Annotated in this window: 9 protein-coding genes; 3 read left to right on the top strand and 6 right to left on the bottom strand. The window is 35.6% G+C overall.

Annotated features, from left to right (window positions below; genetic code table 11):
* Positions 1–215: 215 nt before the first annotated feature.
* Together ACR1PO_RS06495 and ACR1PO_RS06490 are read right to left on the bottom strand one after the other, a co-directional pair.
* Positions 216–1,868, bottom strand: a complete 1,653-nt coding sequence (locus ACR1PO_RS06495) for a SusD/RagB family nutrient-binding outer membrane lipoprotein (RefSeq protein ID WP_433986236.1) — start codon at positions 1,866–1,868, stop codon at positions 216–218.
* 8 nt (positions 1,869–1,876) lie between these two features.
* Positions 1,877–4,900, bottom strand: coding sequence for a SusC/RagA family TonB-linked outer membrane protein (locus ACR1PO_RS06490; RefSeq protein ID WP_433986235.1), 3,024 nt, complete (start codon positions 4,898–4,900; stop codon positions 1,877–1,879).
* A 545-nt stretch (positions 4,901–5,445) separates the two neighbouring features.
* Between ACR1PO_RS06490 and rnhB the strand changes: the two genes are divergently transcribed.
* Positions 5,446–6,030 (top strand): ribonuclease HII, encoded by a 585-nt coding sequence (gene rnhB, locus ACR1PO_RS06485; protein ID WP_332385804.1) that lies wholly within the window; start codon positions 5,446–5,448, stop codon positions 6,028–6,030.
* 128 nt (positions 6,031–6,158) lie between these two features.
* Here the strand turns inward: rnhB and yidC are convergent, their stop codons facing one another.
* From yidC to ACR1PO_RS06470, 3 genes are all read right to left on the bottom strand, one after another.
* Positions 6,159–7,958 (bottom strand): membrane protein insertase YidC, encoded by a 1,800-nt coding sequence (gene yidC, locus ACR1PO_RS06480; protein ID WP_332385803.1) that lies wholly within the window; start codon positions 7,956–7,958, stop codon positions 6,159–6,161.
* A 178-nt stretch (positions 7,959–8,136) separates the two neighbouring features.
* Complete coding sequence (pyrG, locus tag ACR1PO_RS06475) at positions 8,137–9,744, bottom strand: CTP synthase (protein WP_433986234.1); 1,608 nt, start codon at positions 9,742–9,744, stop codon at positions 8,137–8,139.
* Positions 9,745–9,920: 176 nt separating this feature from the next.
* The gene (locus ACR1PO_RS06470) at positions 9,921–10,490 is read right to left on the bottom strand and encodes a YceI family protein (RefSeq protein WP_433986233.1); all 570 of its coding nucleotides are present in this window, start codon (positions 10,488–10,490) and stop codon (positions 9,921–9,923) included.
* A gap of 136 nt (positions 10,491–10,626) precedes the next feature.
* Between ACR1PO_RS06470 and radA the strand changes: the two genes are divergently transcribed.
* Both radA and ACR1PO_RS06460 read left to right on the top strand, forming a co-directional pair.
* Entirely contained in the window at positions 10,627–11,976 is a 1,350-nt protein-coding gene (gene radA, locus ACR1PO_RS06465) for a DNA repair protein RadA (protein ID WP_433986232.1), read from the top strand.
* A gap of 121 nt (positions 11,977–12,097) precedes the next feature.
* A complete protein-coding gene (locus ACR1PO_RS06460) occupies positions 12,098–12,691 on the top strand; it encodes an acyl carrier protein phosphodiesterase (RefSeq protein WP_433986231.1) in 594 nt (197 codons plus the stop codon).
* On the opposite strand, the gene ACR1PO_RS06455 is transcribed toward ACR1PO_RS06460, so the two are convergent.
* Positions 12,688–13,200 carry a DUF6702 family protein gene (locus ACR1PO_RS06455; protein ID WP_433986230.1) on the bottom strand — a complete coding sequence of 171 codons (513 nt, stop codon included), beginning with the start codon at positions 13,198–13,200 and terminating at the stop codon, positions 12,688–12,690. The genes ACR1PO_RS06460 and ACR1PO_RS06455 overlap by 4 nt on opposite strands.
* Positions 13,201–13,349: the final 149 nt, after the last annotated feature.

Genomic DNA, 13,349 nt, shown 5'->3' with positions numbered 1-13,349 from the left:
CAATTGTTTAAATTGATAATATCTATATTAAATTGAGTCTTAGATAGCATAAACAATTTGAATGTCAACGACTTGAAAAATGTAATTAGACACAAAGTGTCTATGACGGCCACAAATGCTATGCTAGACATATTTTTTTATTTGTCAAACATTTGGTCCTAAAAACAAAAAACCGCCCGAAGGCGGTAAAATATATTAAAATTGTATTACAAAAATTAGTTTCTAGCCCAGAATGGGGTAAATTTATTTTTAGCAAAAACATCATCTGCTGCCATACTTGGAACATTGTTAGCATTTGATTGATATTCGGAGTTTGGATACAACAATCTGTTTGGTTTAACCGCTTTAAGCGAGATTGTTGGTAACGGCGTTTCCGGATAAGATGTTCTTGTATAATCAAAATAAGATTGTTCGGGGTTGATTCCTGTTAAAGCAATCCATTTTTGAGTCATAATTGCCTCAAGCTTATTAGTATCCGTACCAGTCCATCCTAATTTAGGCACAGCGTTTACACTAGCTATATAAGTTGTCGCACCAGATGCACCTAGGTAGGCATAAGACGCAGTAATACCACTTTCGAAATGCGCCTGTGCTGCAGAAAATTGTGCTGGATAACGTAGAGCAGCTTCAGCTAATAAAAATTCGGTTTCTGCTTTTGTCATTAGAACACCTGCTTTTGAAGAGCCCTTCTGGATTAATTCAGCTTTTCTTCCAGCAGCATCAGTAGCCCCAATAGTTTGAGATCCTACAATTAATCCATCACCAGTTCTTGAAACAGTTCTAAGTGATGGAGCACCTGGCTGCCCAGGAGTAGCACCTTGCCTTACTCCCTCAACATTCGCTGTAGTAACATTATTATTATCTTTTGTTGAAACAAGAGTAAATATTCTACCTCTTCTTCCATCAACAATTCCATTAAACTTTTGGTATACACTTCTTGTGTCCGGAACTGTAGCTTGCCCCTCTCTATGAACAGCATTACCATTTAAAGCAATTGCAATATGTTCTGAAGGTACAACTAAAGTCCAGTTTTGAGGTTGAGCACCTGCACTTGTGTATACATAATAGTTCATCCAAGGGTTTTGTTGAGCATCAGAACTTTGAGAATATCCAGGATTAACAGTTACATCAGCTGTATTAAATGTTGCCCCTTGTAAAGTTGCAAGTTTTTGATCTCTATAAGTTGCTAAATCACCTGTAACATTAGACATTCTGATAAGATATCTAAGTTTCAATGTATTAGCAAAAGCTTTCCAGCTGCTCATAGATCCTTTGAAAACAACATCAGAACTACCTGGATTAGCACCTTTATTAGAATCAATCATCTGGATTGCACTTTCAATATCAGCAATAGAAGCCTTATAGATATCTTCTCCTTTATCATATTTAGGAGTAAGGTTTAATTCTCTTTTGAAAGCCTCAGAATATGGCATATCCCCCCATAAATCAGTTAATGTCTGAACATAATAAGCTTTCATGATTTTAGACATTGCTTTATATTGAGTATATTCTCCTGTTGGATCACTATAATCTAAAACAAACTGGAAGTTAGCTACATTTCTGAATAACTGATCCCAAACATCAGCATAGAATGCACTTGTAATATTTGGAGAGTACTCATCTACAAAAGGTGTTCCATAAGAATAAGAATTTCCTGCAACACTATTCATCATTAATCCCGCAAAAAGATTTAATCTTCTTGCCTGCACATAATAACTGTTTGTAACAGCTCCTGGAAAAACAAAGTTAGGAGTCAGATCATTTACAGAAATTCTATCTGGGCTCTCATTAATATCAAGATAATCATTACATGAAGTAGCTCCAAGCAATAAACTTGACAAAGCAATTATATATAATTTATTTTTCATTTTCTTAATTAAAAAGTTGCGTTAATTTTAAAACCAAAGGTTCTTGTTGTAGGATATTGAGTCGTTAAAGCAATTCCCGCAGCGTTATCGTTACTACTTGCTGTTTCAGGGTCTGCAAAGTTTCTATTATCTTTAGAATAAATAATAATTGGGTTTCTAGCATACAAGCTCAAACTAAGGCTATTTATGAAGGTAGAATTTAAAACAGATTTTGGAACATCATATGATACCGCAATTTCTCTAATTTTAAATGCAGTAGCATCTACTACTAAATTTTCTCCAACATTTCTGTAAATTGACCCAGACCAATATGTCGTTGCACCATTATAATCATCACCATAAGCAGGTGTTGAATTTGGAACATATGAGCCATTAACAAGCTGCACAGAACCTGGCACAACGTAACCTTGAGTTCTGTCCTGGCTTGCTGTTTCTTCAAGCCCTCCAGTAAATGCCAACAATCTTTTTGTAAATGATACAAACTTACCTCCCTTACGATAATCCGCTACCGCCGATAATGTAAATGCTTTATATCTGAAAGAAGTATTAAATGTCATCGTATAATCAGGATTTAAACTTCCTAATACTTTTGTTGCAGAGTTTACTAATGGTACCCCATTAGAATTTACAATAATGTTACCATTTGGATCTCTCTGATAAGTTGTTCCAACAATTGAATAGAAATTCTCACCTACTACTGCTGCTAAACCAACTGAAGGAGTGGTATACGTCAAGATTGGAACTCTCTCTGCACCACTGCTTAATTCTAATAATTTTGTTCTAGACATTGCATAACCTGCATGAAGATTCCAAGTAATATCCTGTGTTTTGATTGGAGTTATTCCCAAATCAACTTCAAAACCTTTCATTCTAGACTTCCCAATATTATCTCTATAAGAAGATAATCCAGATGTGTTCGAAGGAGTGATACTACTAATCAAATCCTGCGTAGTAGATTGGTAAACAGACCCTTCCAAGGTAATTCTATCTTTTAAGAAACCTAACGCAAGGTTTAGATCAAAAGTATTTACAAACTCAGGTCTAACACCAGGATTAGTGATAGATGTAGACATAATGTATGAAGGCATAGGTCCGAAAGGATAACCTGTAGGGATGATACCAGTAGCATTAACGTTATATGGATTTATACCAGATGAGTTTCCTACCTTTGTGAAACTTGGTGCAATTTTCATATAGTTTAGTACATTGCCTCCAAAATCAAAAGCTTTAGTCGGAATAAAAGACACCCCAACTGAATAATAAGAATACGCTTTATTATTTGTCAATCTGTTGTTTGTAAGAGGATCTCTGCTATTTACAGTATAAACAGAATTCTTTTCATATCTGAAAGTCCCATTTAGGAATAAATAATCTTTATAGGCTAAATCCAAATTGGCAAATCCGGCAAATACTCTGTTTCTGGTAGTATAATTATCCATATATCCACCATCTGCCTGAGCATCCGTACTTCCATATTGAGATGGATTGGATACATTATTATAGTTATACCATCCTGGAATAAATAATCCTGTTCCCCCAACAGTTCTTGCAGTAGAATAACTATCTTGAATATTATTTCCAAGGTTAAATTTCAAGTTCAAATCTGATGTTAAATCATAATCGAAATTTAACATTAAATCTCCATAGTATTTTCTATCGTTGTATATTCTGTTGAAATAATAAGCTGTAACATCTGGAGATCCGAATTGATTCAAAGTGTGAGAATCTAAGAATGGAACTCCTGTGTTAGAATAACTGATAATTCCAGTTGAACCATCATTCCAGTTATCCTGCTGAGTTTTAGTAAGATTTAAATTTCCTGTATAGCTAATGTTGATATGCTTATTAAATTCATATTGTAATGACAATATACCATTTAGATAATCTCTGTTAGTATTATATCTTGCATGCTCCACTGTCCAGTAAGGGTTAGTAGAATAAGCAGTAAGATATCCCCCGATTCCAGAATTTCTATATTTTCTAATGTCATTAGTAGATGGCATTTGCAAGATATCGTCATATATACCTGAATCAGTTTTATTAACCAATCTTCCTATATAATTGAACTGACCATCAATTCTTAATTTCCCAAGCTTCTTCCCTGCTTTGAACAAGAAGTTATTTTGTCTCATTTTATCCCCATCAACAACAAAAGCATTATCTAGCCTGTTGATTGACATAAATGCATAACCATCAGAACCACCAGCATTCACACTAACACCATTTTGGAAACTAACACCATTGGTGAAAAATTTCGAAAAATGATCTTTTACAGGAGAATAATTTTCGTATATAAATTTACCATTTGCTTGTGGTAAACCACTTGGAACCAATGTCCCTCCAAACCCTGGATAGTCATAAGCAGCTCCCCAAGACATGTTCTCCCATGGCACATAGTTTGTACCACCATAATCAGCATCACTATAACTGTCATCCTGAACTCCTTTTCCATATTTCTTTTGAATAAGTGGATATTTAAATCCTTGAGTTACTTCAACAGCAGAAGTTAAATTAACCTGAATTTTTTCAGATTTCGTTCCTCTTTTAGTTGTAACAATAATAGCTCCGTTTACCCCTTGAGAACCATATAAAGCAGCTCCTTGCAACCCTTTAATAACATTTACACTTTGAATAATTTCTGGAGGTAAAGAGTTTAAAACTGCAGCATCTGAAATCACATTATCAATAACAACCAAAGCTTGATTATTACCAGTAATTGATTTTGACCCTCTCAAAATAATTTTAAAACTTGGATCTACGGCACTGTTTGTGTTGGTAATTTGAAGCCCAGATACTTTTCCTGTTAATGCCTGAACTGCCCCTGGTGCAGCAGCCTGATTAAGTTCTTTAGTACTTACTATTTGTTGGGCATTTGTAACAGCATCAGCTTTTTTCTTAATACCTAAGGCACCCGTAACAACGATCTCCTCTATATTTTTGGTCTTTAGAGTATCTTTAGTGTTTTGGGCTGATACCATCACAAATGATGATGATAGTACTACCGCAAATACACTTGCAGTTAATTTCTTCATATCGAATTCAATTATTTTTTACAGGCTACAAATTTGTAAAACTTTCTTAAAAATACAAAGAGATTTCTTAAAAAAAATTAAAATTTTCAATAATCAATAAAAAAATAAAGAAATACAGCAACATTATTTGTTAAAAATATTGTTTTTAATAAATTCAAAAACAATATTAAATTATATTATTTTTAATATCACAATGCTATTTTACATTGTTTTTTTAAACCAAAATAGCAATTATTTGAAAAAATAATTAATTGATTTACAAATACATAAATCAATTTAATTGTTTAAAAAAAATGAAACAATAGTATTATGAATATTATAAATCAATATTTAAATCTTCACTAAAAAAGTGAAATAATATAAACAATCACAAATAATAACATTATTATCAAAAAAAAACCGCTTTTCAGCAAGAAGTGTTAATCTAAAATATTAAAAATCAAGCGTAAAATAAGCTTAATAATAATTTCATTTTATAAATCATTAAACAAACATTGGATTAATATTTTTGTTTTATTTAATTTTGCGATTGGTATTCAAACAATATGGAGCTAATAAAAAACTGGTCAAACCTTTACATCGAAGCCGGATGTGATGAAGTAGGAAGAGGATGTTTAAGCGGTCCGGTGGTAGCTGCTGCGGTAATTTTAGATGAACGTTTTGAACAAAATTTAGTTAATGATTCTAAAAAACTAACATTCAAAACCCGCATGGAATTGGATAGTTATATCAAGGACAATGTAAAAAATTACGCTATTGCAGAGCTTCCTGCCTCCTTTATTGATGAACATAATATTCTCAATGCAAGTATTCATGCCATGCACCGTGCTTTGGATAAGCTCACTATAACTCCGGAACTTATTTTGGTTGATGGGAACAAATTTCATCCCTATAATTATATTCCGCACCAGTGCATTATCAAAGGAGATTCTAAAGTATTATCTATCGCTGCGGCATCTATCCTTGCTAAAAACTACAGAGATAAACTCATGATCCAGCTTCACGAAGAGCACCCTGAATATGGCTGGGACACTAATTTTGGCTATGCTACAAAAAAACACCAGGAAGCCCTTATAAAGCACGGTCCAACGGTATATCACAGACAATCTTTCAGATTGAAATATGACTGAAAACAGCTGATTCTCAATTATTAAATTCTCATAGCCTGATTGAAAATTTAAAATGATTCTAAATAAAAACCCACATAAAAAAGAGCAGCAATTAAAAAATTGCTGCTCTTTACATATTATTATAAGAATTATTTCTTTTTATTTCTTTGCTGTTCCTGAGCTTTCTGCTGCTCCTGAGCTTTCTCCATCATCTCTCTCATTCTCTTCTGGAACTTACCTTCTGCTTTCGGTTTTTCCTTGTTAGACTGAATCTGAGCATGGATTTTCTTCTCATCCAGAATCACGTATTTAATCACCAGGATAATTAAGATGTTAATCGCATTCGACACGAAATAATACCAAGAAAGACCTGAAGCCGAAGTATTAAGGAAGAACAGGAATGTAATCGGGAAAATATACATTAGTACCTTCATATTTGGCATTCCTTCCTGTTGAGGCTGCTGCATATTTCCTGAGGTCATTACCGTATAGATCAAAATAACAATCGTACAAGCCAATGCAAAAATACTCAAGTGATCTCCAAGGAAAGGAACTTTAAACGGAAGCTTGATCAAGTCATCATAAGCCGTTAAATCTTTTGCAAACCAGAACCCCTGCCCTCTAAGGTCAATAAAGTTCGGGAAGAAACGGAATAATGCATAGAAAATAGGAATCTGAACCAATGCAGGCAAGCATCCCGCCATCTGATTCACTCCGGCCTTTCTGTAAACTTCCATTGTAGCCTGCTGTTTCTTCATTGGATCAGCATCCTTGAACTTCGCATTTACTTCATCAATTTCCGGACGGATTACCTTCATCATCGCACTCAGCTTATGCTGCTTATACATAATTGGCGAAAGAATCAGTTTTACAATGATGGTCATTACAAAAATCACCCAACCTGCAGATAATCCCCACGCAGCGATAATGCTATACAACCACATGAAGAAATAACGGTTCATTGCTCCGATAAACGACCAGCCTAAAGGAAGAATCTCATCGAAGTTTTTATCATAAGATTTAAGCAACGGTAAGTCCAATGGCATAAAATACCATGTAAAATCCTGATTCAGCTCACTTCCGGTCATCTGAACAAAACCTTCATAGTTGAATTTTTTCAGATATTCTCCTTCTTCAACATTTTCCTGGTTTCCTTTACTTTGAGTAAATCCATTTTTAGCTTCAATAACAGAAGAGAAAAACTGCTGCTTTATACCAATCCAGTTAAGGGTTTCTTTTTCCTCATCCATTGTCGTTCTTCCGTCATAATCGTAATCTTTATAATTATTGAAAGCATACGAAAATTCTGAGTGAGACTGCTCCTGAGCTCTACCTTTTTCTAAGTTTCTTACATTATAATCCCAGATAAAATCTGCTTTATTGTCAGAAGTAATTTTAGAAAGTCCCTGAGTTCTTACTTTAAAGTCTAAGGTATATTTTGGAAGTAACGTATAAATAAACTGAATTACAGCACCATTATAATCCGCAGTCAGCGTTACAGCATTTCCATTAACAGTAGGTGAGAAAACTAAATCTTTAGTATTAACGGTCTTCCCTGTTTTATCTTTAAACTGAAAACCGTAGTTTGAATTATTTTTAGTGATCAGATAAAGAGGCTGATCCGCATTGTCTGTTTTATGGTTGTAGGCTTTATATTTTAAAAGCTCTACTTTAGAAACCTGTCCTCCCAAGCTTGAAAATTCAAGTTTCAATTCATTATTTCCAAGACTTGCTGTCTGGATGGCGTTAGGAGTTACATTTGGATTGATATTGGTTGCCTGAGTTTGCTTTACGGCATTTTTTGCCTGTTCCGTTTTCTGCTCCTGAGCTTTCAGCTCCGCTTCCTTTGCTTGTTTGTTCTGGAAATAGAACATAAAGCCGAATAGAACAAGGCATAAAACCGCGAAACTAATCATCTGCTTCTTATCGATTCCGTTGTTTTGTTGCATTTTATTTTATATTAAAATTTTACGTTTAAAATGTACATACTGGTGTATGTAATTTGAGCTGACAAAAATACTGTTTTTTTATCAAAACTCTATGCTTTACGTTGTTACTATATAATAAACTCAAGCTGAGAATAATCAGCCTGAGTTTATGTATAGACGTTTATGATAAATATTTACCTTATTTCTTTTCGCAAGCCTTAATGAAAGCTCTGAACAAAGGATGCGGTGTTGCTACCGTACTCTTATATTCCGGGTGATACTGAACCCCTATATAGAACGGATGATCAGGAAGCTCAAGGGCTTCTACCAAGCCTGTCTCAGGGTTGGTCCCTGTAGCAAGGAAACCATTTTTTTCAAACTCCTGAAGATAATCACTGTTGAATTCATAACGGTGACGGTGTCTTTCAGAAATATTTTTGCTTCCGTAGATATCATATAATCTGGAACCGTTTTTCAAAGCACATTTCCATGCTCCAAGACGCATTGTACCACCTTTATCTACAACATTTTTCTGTTCTTCCATTAAAGAAATAACAGGATCCGGAGTAGCAGTGTCAAATTCCATAGAGTTCGCTTTTGTATGTCCTAAAACATTTCTGGCAAATTCAACTGTCATGATCTGCATCCCTAAACAGATTCCCAGCATTGGAATTTTATTTTCTCTTGCATATTTTGCCGTAAGCACTTTTCCTTCAATTCCTCTGTCTCCGAAACCTGGAGCTACAAGGATACCATTCACTCCTTTCAGAGTTTCTTTGATATTCTCTTCAGTGATGTCTCCACTGTATACCCATCTTACTTTTACTTCAGTTTCAAGGTCTGCACCAGCATGCTTGAAAGCTTCAGCAATTGAAATGTATGAATCCTGAAGGGAAACATATTTTCCAACCAAAGCAATTTCAACGGTTTTCTTAGGATTCTGGAATTTTTTAAGGAAACTCTTCCAGTCTTTAAGATCAGCATCTTTATCACTTTTCAGATCCAGCGCTTTCAAAACTACATCATCGAAGTTCTGCTTCTGAAGATACATTGGAACCTCATAGATCGTTTCAAGATCTTTACACTCGATTACATTGTCTAAAGGAACGTTACAGAACTGCGCCAGCTTTGCTCTCTGATCTTTAGGGATTTTATGTTCTGTTCTGCACACTAATACATCTGCCATGATTCCGCTTTCCATTAACTGACGAACGGAATGCTGGGATGGTTTTGTTTTTAATTCTCCACTTGATGCCAGGTAAGGCAGTAAAGTCAGGTGGATGACCATAGAATTACTTTCTCCCAATTCCCATTTAAGCTGACGAACAGTTTCAATGTATGGTAAAGACTCGATATCCCCCACAGTTCCACCGATCTCAGTAATGATGATATCGTAGTTCTGTTTTGAAAGGATCTTAATTCTACGTTTGATTTCGTTAGTAATATGAGGAATTACCTGAACTGTTTTTCCAAGGAAATCTCCTTTTCTTTCTTTTTCAATGACAGTCTGGTAAATTTTTCCTGTAGTAACGTTGTTGTTTTGGGATGTAGGAGCATCAAGGTAACGCTCGTAGTGGCCTAAATCCAGATCCGTCTCCGCACCATCTTCAGTCACATAACACTCTCCGTGTTCATAAGGATTCAAAGTTCCCGGGTCGATATTGATATAAGGATCTAATTTTTGGATCGTTACATTAAAGCCGCGTGATTTTAGTAGAAGTCCCAGAGAAGCAGAAACGATTCCCTTTCCCAAAGATGAAGTTACACCTCCTGTCACAAAGATGTACTTTGTATTCTTTTTACTCATTAGATTAGGTTTGTGCAAAGTTAGGGGAAAAAGAAATACAAAGCAATTATTTACATTTTGAAATATAAAAATACGGCTCAAATAACTATAAAACCTGAGTAAAAATTTAATTTAACAATAAAAAAAGTTTTCCGATCAAATGGAAAACCTTTTTTATTATGTATCGTTGGAAAATATTACTGCTTCACCAGTTCAAAGTAAGCTGCTACTTCAACATCTTTCGCGACTCCTGCCCCAGTCGGATCATATTTGATTCCATAATCCAGGCGGTTTACCGTAAACTTTGTCTGAATTCCCATTACTTCTTTTCCGTCTTTATTTTTCGTAACACCCCCGAATGTCACAGGTGCGCTGATTTCTTTTTCCACCCCTTTTATTGTCAGTTTTCCTTTAACGATATAATTGTTGTTTTTATCTTTTGTTACGGAAGAACTTTTAAATTCAATCAGAGGATGTTTGGCAACATCGAAAAAATCTTCGCTTATAAGATGTCTGTCTCTCATATCCACTCCGGTATTAACACTGGAAACACTGATAGCAAAGCTTAAATCGGCATTATCCAGATTAGCGCCGCCGGTGGCTGCTCTTCCGTCAAATTTATCGAATCTCCCCTGTACAAAGCTGATTCCCATATGTTTAATATTAAAATTAACCGAAGAATGCATCTGGTCTACCTGCCAGCTTCCCTGTGCAAAAGCAACAATACTTAAAAGCGTAAATACGAAAGATAAAAATACTTTTTTCATTGTAATAATATTTTACATTAATATTTTATTGAATGAAGCTAAGATATGAAAGATATTTCTACCTCAGCACATTAGTTTTTAATATAAATTCAAACAGATTATTCTGAAAGAAAATGCTTTTTTATAACTTCGCAGTATGGCAAAACTGAAAACAGCATACTTCTGTCAAAACTGTGGTACCCAGTACCCTCAATGGATGGGACAATGTAAAAACTGCGGAGAATGGAATACCTTAGTGGAAGAAGTGGTGGAAAAACCTTCCCATAAAACACCTCCTTTCTCAAAAACCAAACAACATGTGATTAATATTGTTGAAGTGGAAACGAGTGAGGAACCAAGAATAAAAACTCCTTCCGAAGAGCTGAACCGCGTATTGGGAGGCGGAATCGTTTTGGGTTCCGTTACCTTGATTGGCGGCGAGCCCGGCATCGGAAAATCTACCCTGCTGCTTCAGCTTGCTTTGAAAATGAAGAAAAAAATCTTCTATGTTTCGGGGGAAGAAAGTGCTTCCCAGATTAAAATGAGGGCAGACAGGCTTACAGATATTCAAAATCCGAACTGTTTCCTTTTTACCGAAACTTCACTGGAGAAAATTCTTCATGAGGCAAAAAAGCTGGAACCGGATTTTATGATCATTGATTCTATTCAGACATTGCAGTCCCAATTGATAGAAAGCTCTCCGGGAACCGTATCTCAAATCCGGGAATGCTCCAATGAGATCATCAAATATGCCAAAGAAAACAATATTCCGGTATTCCTTGTAGGCCACATTACCAAAGACGGACAAATTGCCGGGCCCAAGGTTCTGGAACATATGGTAGATGTTGTTCTGAATTTTGACGGAGACCGGAATCACCTGTTCAGGTTATTGAGAGCCAATAAAAACCGTTTCGGTTCTACTTCAGAAATCGGGATTTATGAAATGATCTCACAGGGATTAAAAGAGATTAAAAATCCTTCCGAAATTCTGATCACCAAGAAATTTGAAGAACTTTCAGGAAACTCCGTTGCAGTAACCCTGGAAGGAAACAGACCTATGCTTCTTGAAATACAGGCATTGGTAAGCACAGCCGTTTACGGTACCCCTCAAAGAAGCTCTACCGGTTTTGATTCAAAAAGGCTGAATATGCTTTTAGCTGTACTGGAAAAAAGAGCCGGATTCCAGTTGGGTGCTAAAGACGTTTTCCTGAATATTACCGGAGGGATCAAAACAGACGATCCGGCACTGGATCTGGCCGTCATTGCTTCTGTTCTTTCTTCCAATGAAGATATTGCGATTTCAGAACACTACTGCTTTGCCGGAGAAATCGGTTTAAGTGGGGAGATACGTCCGGTAGCCCAGATTGAGCAGAGAATTACTGAGGCGGAAAAACTGGGTTATGAAAAAATATTTGTTTCCAATCTGAATAAAATCCCGAAAAGAAAATTCGGAATTAAGATTGAAGAAGTGAGCAAGATTGAGGATTTTCATGAAAGACTTTTTTAGTGAACGGCCAATTTTGCTGCGCAAGTCTATGGTCAATTGGGTCCGGATAAAAATTCACAAGTGAAGCGGATTCACTATTCACTGGTATCAAACATTCACATTTAATTCATACCTTTAAGTTATGAATTATCTGGCACATTCCTTTCTTTCTTTTACCGACGGGCAGATCGTGGGGCAGTTTCTCGAAGATTTCATCCGCAACAAAGACCGTTTTTCTTTCCCGAAAGATATTCAGGATGGTATTACCTTACACAGGGCAATTGATACCTTTACGGATTCCCACCCTGCTATTCACGAAGCCAAAAAAGTTTTTGCTCCTTTGGTAAGATTGTATGCCGGTGCATTTGTGGATGTTTCTATGGATCATTTTGTAGCGGGAGACCTTTCCCTTAATTCACTGGCAGAATGGAAAGCTCATTCCCTCCATGTTTACAGTGTTTTGAATGCACATGAGCAATGGCTTCCTGAAAACTTTAAAAAGATGCTCATTAAAATGGAACAGGACGACTGGCTCTATAATTACCGTGAAGACTGGGGAATTAAATTCAGTATTCAGAATGTACTGAATAAAGCCAAATATCTGGATAAAGACATTCCCGTATTTGAAGCTTTCTTAAAAAATAAAGATCGTCTTCAGCAATGTTATGATGACTTTTTTCCTGATCTGCTTGCCCATACAAAAGGAATCAATACGTTGCTGCAACTGGAGAATTAAAACTGCTTATAAAGATAACGGTTGGGATAGGTAAGTTTTTCACTGTTCCTTTGTCCATTCACAATAATATGAACAATGTTGATCTGGTCATCAAAAAGGTTATACAGAAAACTTACTGCAGTTTCTACTTTTTTAGGAGTAGCTACCGGTTCAGATTCAAGATATACATTTACAGATTCCTGATCTTCTTCATAGCCGATATAATTTACTTTCAAGAATTTGTTATCAGCTTTTAATTTGAAATATTCTGAACAGTATTTTGGCAGGGCTTCATTCAGCCTGGCCTTATATTTTTCATCGTTAAAATGAAAAGCTCCGCCATATTTTTTACCTAATCCGTTTTCCATGTCGTCCAGAAAGAACCTTCCTGTCACTTCAAATGTTCTGGATTTTGAATTATAATTAATTTCCACAGAACCCACATGATAAGGATGCACATCATCACTTACAAAACTCTGAAATACGACTGTTAATAATAAAAGAAAACTCCAAAAAAACTTACCCGGCATGCACTTATTTTTACCGCAAATATAAAAAAAGCAACAGTTATAGAGACAGTTCCTTCAAAAGAAGGCATTATTCACTAATACCTGTCCTGTCTGTTTTTGAATGACAATCAAAACCGGAATCCGTTTTTTAATTCCTGTAAAAAGCGTAA

It is taken from the genome of Chryseobacterium amylolyticum (assembly GCF_051011775.1).
GTDB lineage: Bacteria > Bacteroidota > Bacteroidia > Flavobacteriales > Weeksellaceae > Chryseobacterium.
Note: the sequence above shows the minus strand (reverse complement) of the source record. Positions and strands in the feature narration are given on the sequence as shown.

Coding starts and splice junctions, on each gene's coding strand:
- ACR1PO_RS06490 (WP_433986235.1), bottom strand. CDS start 4,900: ATGAAGAAATTAACTGCAAGTGTATTTGCGGTAGTACTATCATCATCA.
- pyrG (WP_433986234.1), bottom strand. CDS start 9,744: ATGAGTAAAAAGAATACAAAGTACATCTTTGTGACAGGAGGTGTAACT.
- radA (WP_433986232.1), top strand. CDS start 10,627: ATGGCAAAACTGAAAACAGCATACTTCTGTCAAAACTGTGGTACCCAG.
- rnhB (WP_332385804.1), top strand. CDS start 5,446: ATGGAGCTAATAAAAAACTGGTCAAACCTTTACATCGAAGCCGGATGT.
- ACR1PO_RS06455 (WP_433986230.1), bottom strand. CDS start 13,200: ATGCCGGGTAAGTTTTTTTGGAGTTTTCTTTTATTATTAACAGTCGTA.
- ACR1PO_RS06460 (WP_433986231.1), top strand. CDS start 12,098: ATGAATTATCTGGCACATTCCTTTCTTTCTTTTACCGACGGGCAGATC.
- yidC (WP_332385803.1), bottom strand. CDS start 7,958: ATGCAACAAAACAACGGAATCGATAAGAAGCAGATGATTAGTTTCGCG.
- ACR1PO_RS06495 (WP_433986236.1), bottom strand. CDS start 1,868: ATGAAAAATAAATTATATATAATTGCTTTGTCAAGTTTATTGCTTGGA.
- ACR1PO_RS06470 (WP_433986233.1), bottom strand. CDS start 10,490: ATGAAAAAAGTATTTTTATCTTTCGTATTTACGCTTTTAAGTATTGTT.